Source organism: Gilvibacter sp. CC01, assembly GCF_055755295.1.
In genome coordinates this window covers 1,439,955-1,455,801 of sequence record NZ_CM146909.1, presented here as the reverse complement: position 1 = coordinate 1,455,801, position 15,847 = coordinate 1,439,955, and the positions used below count along the sequence as shown (strand labels likewise).

Here is a 15,847-nt window from a genome sequence, read left to right as displayed (position 1 = left end):
TTAAGAACCCGCCTAGAAACAGGCGGGTTTTTTGTTTTAAACCTTTTAGAATTCTGGGAGTCAACTATATATCTACAGAATCACTAAATTTGAAAAAACCATCCTACCATGAAAAAGATAAGCCCCATCTTTCTCTTCCTCCTTTTTAGCTTCAGTCTAAGCGCCCAAGACCATACGGGAGTTTCATACGGCCCAGAAGACCGTCAGTTTCTAGACATTTGGATTGCGCCATCTAGCGCACCTACTCCAGTATTTATCTATGCCCATCCAAACGGCGGCACTACGGACTTGCCAAGCTCCATTACGGACGATCTAAAAAACGTTGGAATCTCTGTGGTCTCTTGGGAGTCAATTACAAGCTTGACTTCAATAGAAGACGTAGAAACTGCATGGGCAGATGCTGAACTTATGTTCGAATGGCTTGAAGCCAACGCCGAAGTCTATAACTTTGATATGACCAATAAGATTATTGGTGGCTCTTCAAGAGGTTCCATTGTGAGTTGGATCTACGGTCATAGACCGAATCCCAATGTAAAAGGATTGTATATGTACAATGCCTTGCCAGATGGTATTTGGGCAAATCCTTCGTGGTGGTTGCCAACCGATGAGGTCAATCTAGATTCGCCATCTATATTTTTCGTTTACCGTTTTGAACCTGGTACCGATGATAGCCATGATCCCGAAAATGGGATCATCATTATAGAGGCTTATGATGATTTAGGAATTGGAGATAGACACACCTTAGTGCATAGTATTGAATACTCAGGAAATACAGACCGTTTTCAGTTTTTGGTGGATTTTGCATTGTCGGTGATAAGTCCGTTAAGCGTTGAAGAGCAGGAATTGGGAGGCATTACCTTGTTTCCAAATCCTGTAACTGAGACTTTAAATTTTGAAACTACCTTAAGCTATCCATCCCTAAAAATTTATTCTGTAATTGGACAACTGATCTTTTGCGGGGATTATAAAAGCCAATTAGATGTCTCTGACTTCTCTGCCGGAACTTATATTATTGAGTTGAGTGATGATCAAGGGCGAATGCATCGCGATCGATTTATCAAGTATTAAAAAACCCTCCGAAGCTTATGGCAACGGAGGGTTCACTTGGTTGGTTAGTTACTTGTCTTTTCCAAGCAATTTTTAGTTTTTCTAACGCTCCACTATGATAAAGTCAGAGCGACGGTTTTGCTGATGTTGCTCATCGGTACATCCGCCAGAACAATCCACTAATGGATCGGTCTTACCTTTACCAATTCCGCTAATACGGCTGGCGTCAATTCCTTGCGAGATCACGTATTGAACAGTAGATTGCGCTCTGCGTTCAGAGAGCTGCATATTATAACGGTTACCACCGCGGTTGTCGGTGTGACTTTCAACACGGATCACCATGTTCGGATACTTCTTCATAACTTGAACCAGTTTGTCTAGCTCAAAAGCAGCCTGCGGCTTGATGTTAGACTTATCGAAGTCAAAGAAAATAGGTTCTAGTACCACACGATCTTCTTGAATGATCTCTTCTATAGGATCTAGACCAATGCGTACAGGCAACGGACCATCTTCAGAAGAACTAGCTACGGCAGTACCGCTTTCGTAGTCTTCTTTTTCTGCGGTCAAGGTGTAGTTCACATCGCACTCGCCCATAAATTCAACTTGCCCACGATCGTTGGTCATTTTAGTGCCTAAACGATTACGGCTGCTGTCGTAAATATCAACTTTAGCATTTGTTATAACTGATCCTGTTACATTGTCTACCACGGTTACTACCATGTTCACATCACAAGGAGGAATTCCAGCTACCTGATAGATGTCGTCACTTCCTTTACCGCCTTCGCGATCCGAAGAAACAAATCCGCTCATGCTCGCCTCGTCATACATAAAGGCAAAGTCATCTCCTCCGCTATTTACAGGTACTCCAAGGTTGGTTACTTCATTGCCTTCTGATTTGAAAACGTCTAAACCACCAAGACCTGGATGTCCGTCACTAGAGAAGAACAGAACTCCAGAGTCGGTAACATGAGGGAAAACTTCTTTTCCTTCGGTGTTTACAGCAGATACATTTTTAGGCGTGCCATAGCTGCCATCAGCATTAACACTCACACTGTAGATGTCGGCCATACCTTTACCTCCAGGCATATCTGACACAAAATAAAGTGTCTTACCATCTTTACTTAAGGCAGGATGTCCTGTAGAATATTCACTGCTGTTAAACGGAAGCGGCTTTACGTCAACCCACTTACCATTTACCAATTCTGCAGAGTACAGATTCAGTTGGTTTACACCGTCTTCATCTTTTTTGTACTTTCCTTTATAATAGTTGTTTCTGTCAAAATAGATGCGGTTCCCATCGGCAGAGAATGCTACAGTTCCTTCGTGAAACTTGGTGTTTACATCACCAGGGATCAATTCTGCGGAGCCAATAGTTCCATCGGTCCAATTGGCGGCGTAGATATCTAAGAATGGCTGGTCATTCCACCCGTAGTCTCTTCTGCTCGTATTTCTGGCAGAGGAGAAAAACATAGTGTTGCCACTCATGGTACCACCAAATTCCGAAAATTCGGAGTTGATGTCTCCGGCGTTCTCTACAGTATACTGAGGAGTGCTGTTAAGCAGTCCAGGAATGTAGTTCGGGTTCTTCATGAACTCAACAGCGCGTTTGTCTCTTGGCTTCATGCCCGCGAACTTTTTCATCGCATCATTAGATGCAGCGAAATCGCCGTTTGCCTTTAAACTCTGCGCATAATTGTATACGGCTTCTGCATCTACATCGCTGTCGTCCATAATACGCTTGTAATATGTAGCCGCTTTTTCTGTGTCGTTAATGTTGTAGTAGCTGTTCGCCAAACGCTCGTAAACGTAAGAATCAGCTTTACCGCGAGCTATAAGGCGCTCGTAGTCTTCAATTGCTTCGGTATATTCCAAGCGATCGTAGTGCTTGTCGGCTGCCTTTGTATCTCTGTTCTGAGCAGTCAAGCTGGCCGTGCTAACCGTTAGTGCGAATATAAAGAGGTATATTTTTTTCATGTTCTTCGAAGAATAGGATTAGAAATATCTAGGCGACTTGAGCACGCGCTTATTTAAGAAGATATCAAAGGTTAGAATGATTTCGTGCGATGCGCTGGTCACCACATCCAGATCAGAAACTACGCTGTCGTAAGCGTATCCGATTCTAAAGTTTGGTGTGGCTTGAAAACCGATAAGACCGCTAAAAGAGTCGTCTAGACGGTAAGAGGCACCCAGCTCGAATTTTTCGTAGAACAGTGCGTTTAGGTTCGCATCAAAAGAGAAGGGTGCATCAAAGGCCCCTTTAACCAGAACGTGTGGCTTAAGCTTCACATTTTCTGAAATATCAAATACATATCCTGTGGCGGCAAAGAAGTGATTGGTTTCAGAACCGTACTTCAGACCGTTTTCGTCCAAGTGTACCGAATTCAACAAGTTCGGAACAGACACAGACAGGTAGAATCTGTCGGTGTAGAAGAACGCCCCGGCACCGATATTCGGATAAGTGTTGTTAATATCTTGAGAGAAGAATGGATCTCCTGGGTCTGTCAACAATAATGTAGACAAAGCTACATCGTGGAAGGTGGCACCGGCTTTAAGACCAAGGGCTAACTTAGCATTATCGCTTACCTGAAGGGTGTAAGAGAAATCGATGAATACGTTGGTCTCTTTCACTGGACCTAGTTCGTCCTTAATGGCAGAAAGTCCAAGTCCTGTTTTCTCACCTATCGGCGCGTGACCAGAAAAAGTGATGGTCTCTGGAGCACCGTCAAAACCAGACCATTGTCTGCGGTAAAGCGCTGTCATTGACAGGGATTCTTTAGACCCTGCATAGGCCGGGTTTATCACATTCATATTATACATGTACTGGGTGTACTGCGGATCTTGCTGAGCGTCAGCATCCTGTAAACCAAGAACACAAAATACGAGTAGTAGCGTGTAGAGTTTTTTCATTCCTGTTTAGTTATATCAATGCAAATTTTTGATGTTTCACGCTTGGTATTTTAAGGGGTAAAGCAGTGTTTATAGCCGCTTAGCCAAACCAATGGAAACACTAATTTAACCAAAATTATGATAGTTCAACCCCCAATCTATAATAATAGATAAGCGACAGAATTCATCGACAAACGCGGGGTTGAAATCCTAAAATTTATGAATTGAGAAGCTCGCATAGACGGGAAAATGGTCGCTGAATCCGCCTAAATGTTTCTTCCCAACATAGGTCCTAAACGGATTTCCTTTGAATCGTCCGCTGTATTCCCTGAGGTAGAGAGGGTCAAAAATATCTGCGGATTCAAACCGGAGTCCAAACTTGTCTTTGGTTCTCAAAGATTCGCTTACCAGAATCTGATCGAACAGATACCAACTGTCTCTGTATTTGGAACTGCCGCGTTTGCGGGTATGAAGCATTTCCATGGGGTTGTAAAAGGCCGATGGAACTAGATTTTCTTTAATACTTGCAGAATCTGGATTGTCGTTAAAGTCGCCCATAATTACCATATCTGCTTCTGGATCTTCTGCTCGAATGCTCTCCACCACTTCCAAACAGGTCTGAGCTGCTTTTACTCTTTTGTATTCGGTAAGTTCGGCTCCTTCTCGTCTAGAAGGCCAATGGTTGACCATAAGATGTACTGGAGCTCCTTCCAAAAGGCCCTTAACGTAGAGGATGTCTCTCGTATAGTCTCTTTGTCCATCCAAATTATTCACATATACCGCTACCGTTTTGCTGTCTAACACTTCAAAATGGCTGTCTCGGTAGAGTAGTGCCGTGTCAATACCGCGCTCATCTGGAGCATCAAAATGCACATAGCGATAGCCGTATTTTCTGAGGTGTTTGCTGCCAACTAGATCGCGAATCACGGTTTTGTTCTCCACCTCGGCGATTCCTACAATTGCCGGAGGTTCTCCAAGTTCGTCCACACCTATTTTGGCAATTACGGAGCCGAGCTTCTTAAGTTTCTTTTCATAGCGTTTTCGGTTCCAGCGGCGTTCGGATTTGGGTGTAAAATCATCGTCCAAAGTATATGGATCATCGTGGAGATCGAACAGATTCTCCAAATTGTAAAAGGCAATGTTCTGTTGTTTCATGCGAATAGCTGAAGGAGTTGGTCAAATTACGAAAATTCGCTGCAACCTCCCTTTTTATAAGGAATTGAAGCAGTAAAAAATACATCGAATCAAGTGGTTTTGTACCTTTGCACCCATGCTAGAGCAAAAAGAAATAGCTTACGAGAAAACCGTGTTGGTCGGCATAGTGACTCAGGGTCAGGATGCCGATACCCTAGAGGACTATTTGGACGAACTCCAATTTTTGGCCTACACGGCCGGAGGAGAGGTGACCAAAAGATTCACCCAACGCATGGAACGTCCAAATCCTAAGACCTTTATCGGAACAGGGAAAATGGAAAAGCTGCAGGAGTACGTAAATGAGAACGACATCACTACGGTGATCTTTGACGACGAACTCACTCCTGCGCAGCAGAATAATATAGAAAAATTACTGCGCTGTAAGATCCTAGACAGAACCGGGCTGATTCTTGACATCTTTGCCCAAAGGGCCAAGACTAGTTATGCCCGAACACAAGTGGAATTAGCGCAATACGAATACTTATTACCTCGATTAACCGGTTTGTGGACGCACTTGGAACGACAGCGCGGGGGTATTGGAATGCGTGGTCCTGGAGAAACGGAAATTGAGACAGACCGTCGTATCGTAAGAGATCGAATCGCCTTGCTTAAAAAGAAACTTCAGACCATTGACAAACAAATGGCCGTGCAACGTGGAAATCGTGGAGCTTTGGTGCGCGTGGCTTTGGTTGGTTATACCAATGTGGGAAAATCCACCTTGATGAATGTGATCTCTAAATCCAATGTGTTTGCAGAGAACAAACTCTTTGCAACACTTGATACTACGGTGCGAAAGGTAGTGATCGGCAATTTGCCATTTTTGTTGAGTGACACTGTTGGGTTTATCAGAAAGCTGCCAACGCAATTGGTAGAATCCTTTAAAAGTACTCTGGACGAGGTTCGCGAAGCAGACCTGTTGTTACATGTGGTAGATATCTCGCATCCGAACTTCGAGGAGCATATCGAATCTGTAAATGGTATTTTAGATGAGATTCATTGTACCGATAAGCCCACACTTATGGTTTTCAACAAGATCGATGCCTATACCCATGAGGTCATTGCAGCAGATGATCTTACCACAGAGCGCACAAACAAGCACAATACTTTAGAACAGTGGCAACGTACCTGGATGGCCCGAGCTAACGGGGATGCCATTTTTATATCCGCCTTGAACAAAGAGAATCTCGAAGAATTCAGAAAGACGGTTTACGAGAAAGTTCGCGAGATACATATCACGCGTTTTCCGTATAATCATTTCCTTTATCCGTCTTACGAAGAGGGAGATCAAGAATAAAAAAAGCCGCTTTTTAAAGCGGCTTTCTTTTTGTTTTCAATACTAAGGATTTAGAACTTGTAGTTCACACCAAAGAGCCAGTAGCTCTGAATATCGTTGTCTACATTGTCGAAAGTAGGAGTTGGGTCACCGTCCATAACATTGGCCAAGGCATTTGCCAGAGCTTCTTGTTGGTTACCTCTTAGACCCAATTCAAATCCAATACCGATACCTTTCCAAAGGGTGTAGCCCAAGGAGTTGATCCAAGTCCAGTTAGACAAGTCGCTAGACTCATAACTCTGGAATGCCGATAGGTTGGATTTAAAGTTTAGTTTTCCGATAGATCGGGTATAGTCTACCAAGATCTTTGCTCCTAAAGAGGAATTGAACACGGCGTCGTTATCTGCAAATACAAAGTTGTAGTTCAACGGGTGTACTACCACAACTAAGTTTTCGATAGGTGTCCAAGTGGCACCCACACCAAGATCCAAATACCCAGGATCGTTAAAGTTGTTCAAGATAGTAGAACGGTATTCGGCCAAACCGGAAATAGCTAAGTTCTTCGCAATGTTACGACCGTAAAGCGAGCTGATGTTGAATACATCTGTAGCCTCTTGAAAGCTGTCATCGTCTGTTGGGTCATCTTGATCGTCAAACTTAACCCAGCCCAGATTCACGTTAAGTGCGTTTCTCCAGAAAAACTTTTCTTGTTTTAGGTTGGCAAAGCTGTTAAAGGTGATCCCGATATTTCCTGAAGATACATTCGGCGTTCCTTGCGCATACCAATTACTGAATTCAGAAACGTTGAATCCTACGGTTCCAAAAGCTCCAAATTTCCAACCCGGCAGGGCGTCCAATTGTGCTTGTAGTCCGTTTGCGCGACCTTGAATGGCAGCGATAGAGTCTTTCTTAACTGCAATGGCAGCTTTTAGTTCTTCTTCGGTTTCTTGTCCCCAACTGAGTGCGGGTAATACCAATAGGGCAAAAAGTAGTGCAATTCTCTTCATTGCTTGAGTGTTTTTTATTGATAAAACAGGGCGCTATCCCTCTTAATTAGTTACCATGCAAAGATACGGCATATAATTCCTGTAGAAATCGAGGTGTATTAAAGTTTAGGAATTTGGATGAAAGGACGTAAAACTTCGATGTTTTACCTGCGCTTGTATATGGGCACAGAAGAACAGGCTTCGCCAAAGAGTACGCTTTTGGCCACTCCTTGCAGTCTGTTGCTCAAGGCGATCAAGGCTTGTTCTGGGATGTCACGATCTCCGCAGCCTTTAATAATAACAGGTTTGTCTTGAAATTCGCTTAAATCTAGCTGCTCCATGAATTGCTGCGCATAAGTCGTCATTGCTGTAGATTTGTCTCCTAAAACCACAGTCTTTGCCACAGGATTCACTAAAGAAGCGACCAGCATAAAGGCCCAGCCTGGTAAAATTGCATCGGTGCTACAATGCACGGCTATCACCTTGTCTTGATAAACACTGAAATCAGTTTTTTGTAAATGCGCGCGAAACTCTTTTTCCTTTAGAATGAAACCGGCTTCCAGCCATTGTGAAATGTCGAGATCAACAACTTCCACCTCTGGAAACAAAGCTTCCAGATCTAGGTTGATCAATGGGCTTTTGGCCACTCTATTTACAATGGGTTCTTCCATACTTTAGGCCTTGTTTTGCGCGTAAGTTCTAAGACCAATAGCGGTTTCTTTTTCTGATTCGATATGGGTAAGTACGATATCATCAGATACAACCAAGGGTTGTTGTTGGGCCCCGGTATGCAATTGCTGATAGGCATTAATATCCACCTGCTTGCGGGCTTGCAACTGTTTTTTCAGATCCATTTTGGCTATCCCAGCATTCCAGCTCGAGAGCACTTCTCCTTGGAACACCTTAGATTTGGAACCACTTCCGTAAGCGATAAATCCAAGTGATTTGCCTGTTAGATCAATGCCATCTTCTTGGGCATGCATAAGCAAACTCACCAATGCCATGAAAATAGAGGCTGTGTACATGTTTCCAATTACAGAAGATGCGCGTTCCGTAATCTCTATATGATCTGAGACAAACTTGGTGTATAAGCTCGATTTGGCAACAGCCCGTTTCCAGCCTTTAGGGTCCTCATCTGGACTACCGACCTCTGCTATCAAGGCTTCGTAAGTTGGGCTGTCTTTGATCCAATCCAACCAGTTGCGCAAAATGATGCGACGCCCGTGATAGGCATAAGGCAAATGAAAGACCAAGTAGTCCCAATTCATAAAATTGGCAGTGCTTTTTTGCTCCTTATAATGCGCTAATGCTTCTGTGATCCTGTCGGAATAACAGGCATTCGAATATTGCCCGTCAAAAACAGGCTCTTCGCGGTAAACGTTTACAATGCGATGTGGGTCCGACCATAAGGAACCTGTCTGTTCAGATTTCGGTAGAGAAATAGCTGCGGATTCAGTCAACTCTTTTAAAAGGTCTTCTTTAACAAAGCTACGGCGTGGCTTAAAGAAGTCGCCCACACTTTGCATTCCAATGCCCCATGTATCTCCAAGGCTTACTATTTTAGGGTCCGCAGTGATCAAAACAGCTACTGCTCCTGCACCCTGGGTGTATTCTCCTGTGGAGTGTAATTCGTATTTAGAAAGATCTGAAGCAATGACAATTGCTTTTCTGTTCTGTCCTCCTTTTACCCAGTCCAAACAATTTTGCATGGCGTCTACAGCACCAACACAGGCAAAGGTCAGGTCAACAACATCGCAGTTTTTAAAACAGCGATTGCCATATTGAGGTGCTAAACGCTGTTCCACATACTCTGTGGCATAGGTTGCAGTGGGTTTGGAACCGTCTACAGCACTTTCTGTTCCAACGTAGATGCGGCCAATTTCTCGCGGATCCAGGTTGTTGTCGTCAATGAGTTTCCAGAGTGCGTTGGCTGCAAAACTAGCAGCGTCCTCATCTGTATCGGGCAAGGCCATTTGCTCTAGGCCAAGTCCTTTTCTCAGTTTTTCATAAGGGATTTCTCGTGCTTCGGCCAGATCTGCGATATCCAAATACAATTTGGGGATATAGACAGCTATGGCATCGATTCCGTATGTGCTCATACCTTAAATTTTTACAACATGCCCAGTTCCAGTTTGGCTTCCTCGCTCATCAGGTCCTGGCTCCAAGGTGGGTCAAAGGTGATCTCCACTTCGGCGTCTTTTACAGCTTTGATGGACTTAACTTTATCTTCTACCTCCTTGGGCAGGGTTTCTGCCACCGGACAGTTTGGTGTGGTTAGGGTCATTAGTATTTTAACGTCCATGTCTTCATTGACAAGCACGTCGTAAATTAGTCCTAATTCATAAATATCAACTGGAATTTCCGGATCAAAAATGGTCTTTAAGACCTTAACGATCTTTTCTCCTAGTTCTGCAGTATCTACAGTTTGCTCGCTCATATTTATGCCTTTAATTGAGATTGATACGCCACGGCGTATAGTTTGATTTGTTTTATCATAGAAACCAAGCCATTGGCTCGGGTTGGAGACAAATGCTCCTTAAGACCTATCTCATCTACAAAGGCGAGATCTGCATTTACAATGGCCTCTGGAGATTGTCCAGAAAATACACGGATCAACAAGGCGACTATTCCTTTGGTAATTATCGCATCACTGTCTGCCGTAAGCATGACTTTCCCGTCCTGAAGTTCGGCATGTAACCATACTTTAGACTGGCAGCCCTTGATGATGAATTCATCTGTTTTGTACTGCGGATCGATAAGGGGCAAGGATTTCCCCAAGGCGATCATATGCTCGTAGCGCTGCATCCAATCTTCAAAGAATGCAAATTCTTCAATTATTTCTTCTTGAATTTCCGCTATGGTCATTCTTCTATTTTTTCCAATTGTATTAAAACTGTGTCTGCATTGACAAGATTGACTTTGCCGTCATCTGAAACAGCAACTCCATTAACAGCACCGAGCCCCTGCATGAATTGTTTTTCCAATTCCATGCGACCCTCACAGAACATTTTGGTAGACCCTAGGGCCTCTATTCTGATGCTGCTGCCATTCTGAGAAAAGTTTCCAAAGATCTTGTTGCAGCCAGAGGAGCCATTCACGCTATTTCCGCTAGCGTCAAAGGTCAATTCCATGCCTTCGCTGCTCAGATCTTCGCCATTCATAGACACGATCTTATAATTTCCGTTAAGCTCCATATCGGCTTTAGCTTTACCGTTGGTAGCACTTTGTTTACTGCCGTTACAACTCAGCATTAAGCTGAGTACTAATAGTATTGCGATTCGCATAGACTTCAAATTTAGGTTTAACTAAGCATTTGCTGTGCGCGTTTTACTCCAGCTACCAAACGATCAATTTCCTCAGTAGTATTGTAAAATGAGAAGGACGCCCGCACAGTTCCAGGGATCTGATAAAAATCCATGATAGGCTGTGCACAATGGTGTCCGGTACGCACTGCTATACCTAATTTGTCAAGAATGGTGCCAACATCATACGGATGCACGCCCTCTAAATTAAAAGAAATAACTGAGGTCTTGGAGGCCGAGGTTCCATAAATACGAAGTCCAGGAATCTCGAGCAACTGCTTAGTGGCATATTCCAACAACTCATGCTCATAGGCTGCGACAGCTTCTAAACCAATCGAATTCAAATAATCTATTGCGATTCCAAAGGCAATACCACCAGAGACATTTGGAGTTCCTGCCTCGAATTTGTGCGGCAGTTCCGAATAGGTTGTTTTCTCAAAGCTCACTTCTTTGATCATCTCACCTCCACCTTGATAAGGCGGTAATTTATTCAACCAACTTTCTTTGCCGTAGAGAAAACCGATACCGGTAGGACCACACATCTTATGGGCGGAACTCACGTAAAAATCGGCATCTAAACCTTGCACATCAACCTTCTGGTGAGCACAGGCCTGTGCTCCATCTATCAAAACGGCTGCCCCGGTTTGGTGGGCCAATTCTATGATCTCTTTTACAGGATTAATGGTGCCTAAAGCATTGGAAATATGGTTTACAAATACGAGTTTGGTCTTGCTCTTTAATAAGGATTTGTACTCCTGCATTTGCAAAGCACCTTCCTCATTCATCGGGATCACTTTTAAAACCGCTCCGGTACGTTGACAAAGCATTTGCCATGGCACTATGTTGGAGTGATGCTCCATGGCCGACACTATGATCTCGTCTCCCTCGTGCAAAAGGTTGCTAAAACCGTTGGCCACAATATTGATACTGTGCGTGGTCCCAGATGTGAAGATTACCTCGTGTTGTTTTTCTGCCCCTATAAACTTCTGAATCTTTTTACGTGCAGCCTCGTAAGCGTCTGTCGCTTCTTGAGAAAGCGCATGTACTCCGCGGTGGATGTTCGCGTTGTAATTGCTGTAATAATCAACAATACTGTCAATGACCACTTGCGGTTTTTGCGAGGTGGCGGCATTGTCAAAATACACCAAGGGATAGCCATTCACTTCGCGTTTTAAGATTGGAAAATCTTTGCGAATAGCGGTAACATCAAAGGGTATTTTGGCTGTTTGATTCATCAAGTCTGAGGGCTTACTTATAGGTTAAAACCGAGTTGAACTCCGATCTTTTCGGCGATCAACAGGTTGATACGCTTTTTGAGTTCTGGGATCTTAACACTTTCCAAAACGTTATTGGCAAAGGCGTACATCAAAAGGGCGTTGGCCTCTTTTTTTCCAATACCACGAGAGCGCAGATAGAACAGTGCATCTTCATCCAATTGACCAATGGTACAACCGTGCGAACATTTCACATCGTCTGCAAAAATCTCCAACTGTGGTTTGGCGTTAATGGTCGCCTTGTCACTGATAAGGATGTTGTTGTTCTGCTGGAAAGCATCGATCTTCTGAGCGATCTTATCCACCAAAACTTTCCCGTTGAACACCCCTACAGCGGCATCGTCATAGATGCCTTTATAGTCTTGGTGACTCTCGCAGTTCGGAGACTGGTGATGTACCAAGGTGGAATGATCCACATGTTGTTTCTTCTCAATAATGGTCACTCCTTTCAGCGTGGAATCACAATGTTCTCCCTGCTGGTAGAAGTTCAAATTATTTCTAATGAGTTTTCCGCCAAAGGAGAAAGTATGCACGCGGCAGTTGCTGTCGCGTTCTTGCTTTATGTAAGTGCTGTCTATCAGCGAAGCGGTTTCAACATCGTTCTGCACCTTGTAGTAATCAACAAAAGCGCGCTTTTCTGCAAAGATCTCCGTAACCGAATTGGTCAAGATCGGATGTTCTGCCAAACTCTGATGACGCTCAATGATCTGTACATGTGCATTCTCACCAACAACAACAAGATTGCGCGGTTGAATCATCAGCGCCGCTTCACTTCCTGTAGCAAAGTTGATGATCTCAATAGGCTTCTCAACTTCCTTGTGTGCAGGGATGTGAATGTAAGAGCCTTCTTTGGCAAAAGCTGTATTGAGTGATGTTATGCTGTCTGTCTCCGCAGCTTTATTAAAATAAGCTTCAATTACAGGGCGGTATTTGTCTTTGCTTAAGGCCGCAGAAAGCAAGCAAACGTCTATGCCGTCGTGTGTTGTCTCCGACAAGAAAGAACTGTAAACGCCATCGATAAACACAACCTTGTAAGTGTCAACATCGTGCAAGAAGTACTGCTTAACATTCTTGTACTCCAAAGCATCCGATTTCTTTGGGAAAACGGTGTAATCTGCTTTGAGCATCTTGTCTAGCGGGGTGTACTTCCAGGCTTCCTGCTTGCGCGATGGGAACCCTCCGCTCTCAAAGTTCTTAATGGCTGCAGCGCGAATATCGTGAATCACATGTTGATGATCCAAGGTATCTTCATAGGCCATATAAGACGAGATCAGTTTGTCTTTTAAACTCATATTAGGCCGTTTTTACTTCTTCTTTGATCCAGTCGTATCCTTTTTCTTCTAGCTTCAAAGCCAGATCTTTATCTCCAGATTTAACGATCTTTCCGTCCATTAGTACGTGTACTTTGTCCGGAACGATATAATCCAAAAGACGTTGGTAGTGTGTGATCACTAGAACAGCATTATTTTCACTGCGGAGTTTATTCACCCCGTTTGCAACAATGCGCAAGGCGTCAATATCCAAACCAGAATCGGTCTCATCCAAAATAGCCAACTTAGGTTCAAGCATGGCCATTTGGAAGATCTCGTTGCGTTTCTTTTCACCTCCGGAGAAGCCTTCGTTCAGAGAACGCGATAAGAACTTGCGATCTATCTCCAAAAGCGCTGCTTTTTCGCGGATCTTTTTCAACATCTCTGCGGCTGGCATTTCTTCCATGCCTTTGGCTTTGCGCGTTTCGTTAATGGCTGTCTTTACGAAGTTGGTTACCGATACTCCCGGAATCTCTACCGGATATTGGAAAGAAAGAAACACGCCATTGTGGGCGCGCTCTTCCGGATCCATTTCTGAGATATCTTTGCCTTCTAACAGCAAGCTGCCTTCTGTCATTTCATAGTCCTCATTACCTGCTATAACAGAGGCCAAGGTACTTTTTCCAGAACCGTTTGGACCCATAATAGCGTGTACCTCTCCGGCACCGATCTGCAGGTCAATTCCTTTTAGAATGTCTTTGTCTTCTACACTTGCGTGCAAATTTTCTATCTGTAACATCTTACTGTTTTGTTTCTTCAATTTCTATATCGGGTCCAACAGCTGTCGGACTTACTTCTACAATTTTCTTAATGGTCAGAATAGAATCCCAACCTTCTGCATTAGCTGGTTTTGCCTTAACAACGGCTTCCAAGGTCACTGGAACCATATCGTAAGGTGTCTTTTGCCAATTTGCTGCTTTGGTAGCCAACTCTTGCGTCATGGCATCGTTAGTTACGGTGTACATCACCTCATTAACTTCCAAAACGGCATTGTCTTCGAACAGCAAAAAGTTGCCTTTGTACGTTTTAGTAGTTGTCGATTGCTCTTCTGCACAGCTAGCAAGAAGGGCTAAAACAAAAAATAGACTAACTAGTTTTCTCATTTTTATCCTACTGAGCCTTCTAGGCTGATTTCTAATAGTTTCTGAGCTTCCACAGCGAATTCCATTGGAAGTTTGTTCAGTACTTCCTTACTGAATCCGTTCACGATCAAGGCAATGGCCTTTTCCGTATCGATACCACGTTGGTTACAGTAGAAGATCTGGTCTTCCCCGATCTTACTGGTGGTCGCCTCGTGTTCTATGGTTGCGGATTTATTCTTAGCCTCTATGTATGGGAAAGTATGCGCCCCACACTCGTTCCCCATCAATAGCGAGTCACATTGTGAGAAGTTACGTGCGTTCTCCGCTCTGGAGTTGATCTGTACCAATCCGCGGTAAGAGTTCTGCGACTTTCCGGCAGAGATACCTTTAGAGATAATGGTGCTCTTGGTGTTTTTCCCAAGGTGGATCATCTTGGTTCCAGTATCGGCTTGCTGGTAATTGTTGGTCACCGCGATAGAATAGAATTCTCCGATCGAGTTATTTCCTTTAAGAACACAGCTTGGATATTTCCAGGTTACTGCGGATCCGGTCTCTACCTGTGTCCAGCTTATTTTGGCATTGGTCTCACAAAGCCCGCGCTTGGTCACAAAGTTGTAAACTCCACCTTTTCCGTCTTTACCTCCTGGATACCAGTTCTGTACTGTACTGTATTTGATCTCGGCATCGTCTAGGGCAATAAGTTCCACTACAGCTGCGTGCAATTGGTTCTCATCACGTGATGGTGCTGTACAACCTTCCAAATAACTTACGTAAGAACCTTCGTCTGCGATCACCAAAGTTCTTTCGAACTGTCCGGTTCCGGCTTGGTTGATTCTAAAATAGGTCGATAGCTCCATAGGACAACGAACGCCTTTAGGGATGTAACAGAAAGATCCATCACTAAAAACTGCCGAGTTCAAGGCGGCGTAAAAGTTATCGCGTTGCGGCACTACAGAACCGATATATTTCTTAACCAGTTCAGGATGTTCTTTAATTGCTTCGGATATGGAACAGAAAATGATTCCCTTTTCGGCCAAGGTCTCTTTAAAGGTCGTCGCTACAGAAACCGAGTCCATTACGATGTCTACCGCAACACCGGCCAGTTTCTTTTGCTCTTCTAAGGAGATCCCCAATTTGTTGAAGGTCTCCAACAATTCTGGGTCTACCTCGTCCAAACTCTCATACTTGGCTTTTTTTGCAGGAGCCGAATAATAAGAAATAGCTTGGAAATCTGGTTTTTCGTAGTTCACGTTAGCCCACTCAGGCTCTTCCATTTCTTGCCAATATCGAAAAGCCTCCAGACGCCATTCGGTCATCCATTCGGGTTCTTCTTTCTTTTTAGAAATGGCGCGAACAATATCTTCGTTCAATCCCACAGGAAAGGTATCGGACTCAATATCTGTATAGAATCCGTACTCGTACTCTTTGGTCTCGAGTTCCTTTTTTAAATCGTCTTCGGTAAACTTATTCATGGATTGATTATTGCTTAAAAA

16 protein-coding genes are annotated in these 15,847 nt (G+C 43.8%); 2 read left to right on the top strand and 14 right to left on the bottom strand.

From position 1 onward, the window contains the following. The first annotated feature begins 108 nt into the window (after positions 1–108). Entirely contained in the window at positions 109–1,068 is a 960-nt protein-coding gene (locus tag AC0J2F_RS06900; protein WP_473007020.1) for a T9SS type A sorting domain-containing protein, read from the top strand. Between the two features lie 81 nt (positions 1,069–1,149). Here AC0J2F_RS06900 and AC0J2F_RS06895 read toward each other — a convergent pair whose 3' ends face one another. The 3 genes from AC0J2F_RS06895 to AC0J2F_RS06885 all read right to left on the bottom strand — a co-directional run bounded on the left by AC0J2F_RS06895 (position 1,150) and on the right by AC0J2F_RS06885 (position 5,088). Continuing rightward, the gene (locus tag AC0J2F_RS06895) at positions 1,150–3,021 is read right to left on the bottom strand and encodes an OmpA family protein (RefSeq protein WP_473007019.1); all 1,872 of its coding nucleotides are present in this window, start codon (positions 3,019–3,021) and stop codon (positions 1,150–1,152) included. Positions 3,022–3,039: 18 nt separating this feature from the next. Then, complete coding sequence (locus AC0J2F_RS06890) at positions 3,040–3,954, bottom strand: PorP/SprF family type IX secretion system membrane protein (RefSeq protein ID WP_473007018.1); 915 nt, start codon at positions 3,952–3,954, stop codon at positions 3,040–3,042. A 189-nt stretch (positions 3,955–4,143) separates the two neighbouring features. Further along, positions 4,144–5,088, bottom strand: a complete 945-nt coding sequence (locus AC0J2F_RS06885) for an endonuclease/exonuclease/phosphatase family protein (protein ID WP_473007017.1) — start codon at positions 5,086–5,088, stop codon at positions 4,144–4,146. A gap of 115 nt (positions 5,089–5,203) precedes the next feature. Here AC0J2F_RS06885 and hflX point away from each other — a divergent pair, with 115 nt between their 5' ends. Beyond that, entirely contained in the window at positions 5,204–6,421 is a 1,218-nt protein-coding gene (gene hflX, locus AC0J2F_RS06880) for a GTPase HflX (RefSeq protein ID WP_473007016.1), read from the top strand. Positions 6,422–6,471: 50 nt separating this feature from the next. On the opposite strand, the gene AC0J2F_RS06875 is transcribed toward hflX, so the two are convergent. The 11 genes from AC0J2F_RS06875 to sufB all read right to left on the bottom strand — a co-directional run bounded on the left by AC0J2F_RS06875 (position 6,472) and on the right by sufB (position 15,826). Next, positions 6,472–7,407, bottom strand: a complete 936-nt coding sequence (locus tag AC0J2F_RS06875) for a DUF3078 domain-containing protein (protein ID WP_473007015.1) — start codon at positions 7,405–7,407, stop codon at positions 6,472–6,474. A 143-nt stretch (positions 7,408–7,550) separates the two neighbouring features. Then, positions 7,551–8,057, bottom strand: a complete 507-nt coding sequence (locus AC0J2F_RS06870; protein ID WP_473007014.1) for a DUF2480 family protein — start codon at positions 8,055–8,057, stop codon at positions 7,551–7,553. A 3-nt stretch (positions 8,058–8,060) separates the two neighbouring features. Then, a complete protein-coding gene (locus AC0J2F_RS06865) occupies positions 8,061–9,485 on the bottom strand; it encodes a hydroxymethylglutaryl-CoA synthase family protein (protein WP_473007013.1) in 1,425 nt (474 codons plus the stop codon). Between the two features lie 11 nt (positions 9,486–9,496). Next, positions 9,497–9,823, bottom strand: coding sequence for an SUF system Fe-S cluster assembly protein (locus AC0J2F_RS06860; protein ID WP_087524039.1), 327 nt, complete (start codon positions 9,821–9,823; stop codon positions 9,497–9,499). Between the two features lie 2 nt (positions 9,824–9,825). Continuing rightward, a complete protein-coding gene (locus tag AC0J2F_RS06855; RefSeq protein ID WP_374957178.1) occupies positions 9,826–10,251 on the bottom strand; it encodes a SufE family protein in 426 nt (141 codons plus the stop codon). Continuing rightward, positions 10,248–10,670, bottom strand: a complete 423-nt coding sequence (locus AC0J2F_RS06850; RefSeq protein ID WP_473007012.1) for an META domain-containing protein — start codon at positions 10,668–10,670, stop codon at positions 10,248–10,250. The genes AC0J2F_RS06855 and AC0J2F_RS06850 overlap by 4 nt, the downstream gene beginning before the upstream one ends. A gap of 17 nt (positions 10,671–10,687) precedes the next feature. Further along, positions 10,688–11,923 carry an aminotransferase class V-fold PLP-dependent enzyme gene (locus tag AC0J2F_RS06845; RefSeq protein WP_473007011.1) on the bottom strand — a complete coding sequence of 412 codons (1,236 nt, stop codon included), beginning with the start codon at positions 11,921–11,923 and terminating at the stop codon, positions 10,688–10,690. 17 nt (positions 11,924–11,940) lie between these two features. Then, positions 11,941–13,254 carry a Fe-S cluster assembly protein SufD gene (sufD, locus tag AC0J2F_RS06840; RefSeq protein ID WP_473007010.1) on the bottom strand — a complete coding sequence of 438 codons (1,314 nt, stop codon included), beginning with the start codon at positions 13,252–13,254 and terminating at the stop codon, positions 11,941–11,943. A gap of 1 nt (position 13,255) precedes the next feature. Further along, complete coding sequence (gene sufC, locus AC0J2F_RS06835) at positions 13,256–14,011, bottom strand: Fe-S cluster assembly ATPase SufC (RefSeq protein ID WP_473007009.1); 756 nt, start codon at positions 14,009–14,011, stop codon at positions 13,256–13,258. Position 14,012: 1 nt separating this feature from the next. Next, a complete protein-coding gene (locus AC0J2F_RS06830) occupies positions 14,013–14,375 on the bottom strand; it encodes a hypothetical protein (RefSeq protein ID WP_473007008.1) in 363 nt (120 codons plus the stop codon). 2 nt (positions 14,376–14,377) lie between these two features. Further along, positions 14,378–15,826, bottom strand: coding sequence for a Fe-S cluster assembly protein SufB (gene sufB, locus AC0J2F_RS06825; RefSeq protein ID WP_473007007.1), 1,449 nt, complete (start codon positions 15,824–15,826; stop codon positions 14,378–14,380). Positions 15,827–15,847: the final 21 nt, after the last annotated feature.

What these genes read in the sequence shown, in the direction of transcription:
- AC0J2F_RS06900 (WP_473007020.1), top strand. Translation starts at nt 109, where the DNA reads ATGAAAAAGATAAGCCCCATCTTTCTCTTCCTCCTTTTTAGCTTCAGT.
- AC0J2F_RS06895 (WP_473007019.1), bottom strand. Translation starts at nt 3,021, where the DNA reads ATGAAAAAAATATACCTCTTTATATTCGCACTAACGGTTAGCACGGCC.
- AC0J2F_RS06890 (WP_473007018.1), bottom strand. Translation starts at nt 3,954, where the DNA reads ATGAAAAAACTCTACACGCTACTACTCGTATTTTGTGTTCTTGGTTTA.
- AC0J2F_RS06885 (WP_473007017.1), bottom strand. Translation starts at nt 5,088, where the DNA reads ATGAAACAACAGAACATTGCCTTTTACAATTTGGAGAATCTGTTCGAT.
- hflX (WP_473007016.1), top strand. Translation starts at nt 5,204, where the DNA reads ATGCTAGAGCAAAAAGAAATAGCTTACGAGAAAACCGTGTTGGTCGGC.
- AC0J2F_RS06875 (WP_473007015.1), bottom strand. Translation starts at nt 7,407, where the DNA reads ATGAAGAGAATTGCACTACTTTTTGCCCTATTGGTATTACCCGCACTC.
- AC0J2F_RS06870 (WP_473007014.1), bottom strand. Translation starts at nt 8,057, where the DNA reads ATGGAAGAACCCATTGTAAATAGAGTGGCCAAAAGCCCATTGATCAAC.
- AC0J2F_RS06865 (WP_473007013.1), bottom strand. Translation starts at nt 9,485, where the DNA reads ATGAGCACATACGGAATCGATGCCATAGCTGTCTATATCCCCAAATTG.
- AC0J2F_RS06860 (WP_087524039.1), bottom strand. Translation starts at nt 9,823, where the DNA reads ATGAGCGAGCAAACTGTAGATACTGCAGAACTAGGAGAAAAGATCGTT.
- AC0J2F_RS06855 (WP_374957178.1), bottom strand. Translation starts at nt 10,251, where the DNA reads ATGACCATAGCGGAAATTCAAGAAGAAATAATTGAAGAATTTGCATTC.
- AC0J2F_RS06850 (WP_473007012.1), bottom strand. Translation starts at nt 10,670, where the DNA reads ATGCGAATCGCAATACTATTAGTACTCAGCTTAATGCTGAGTTGTAAC.
- AC0J2F_RS06845 (WP_473007011.1), bottom strand. Translation starts at nt 11,923, where the DNA reads ATGAATCAAACAGCCAAAATACCCTTTGATGTTACCGCTATTCGCAAA.
- sufD (WP_473007010.1), bottom strand. Translation starts at nt 13,254, where the DNA reads ATGAGTTTAAAAGACAAACTGATCTCGTCTTATATGGCCTATGAAGAT.
- sufC (WP_473007009.1), bottom strand. Translation starts at nt 14,011, where the DNA reads ATGTTACAGATAGAAAATTTGCACGCAAGTGTAGAAGACAAAGACATT.
- AC0J2F_RS06830 (WP_473007008.1), bottom strand. Translation starts at nt 14,375, where the DNA reads ATGAGAAAACTAGTTAGTCTATTTTTTGTTTTAGCCCTTCTTGCTAGC.
- sufB (WP_473007007.1), bottom strand. Translation starts at nt 15,826, where the DNA reads ATGAATAAGTTTACCGAAGACGATTTAAAAAAGGAACTCGAGACCAAA.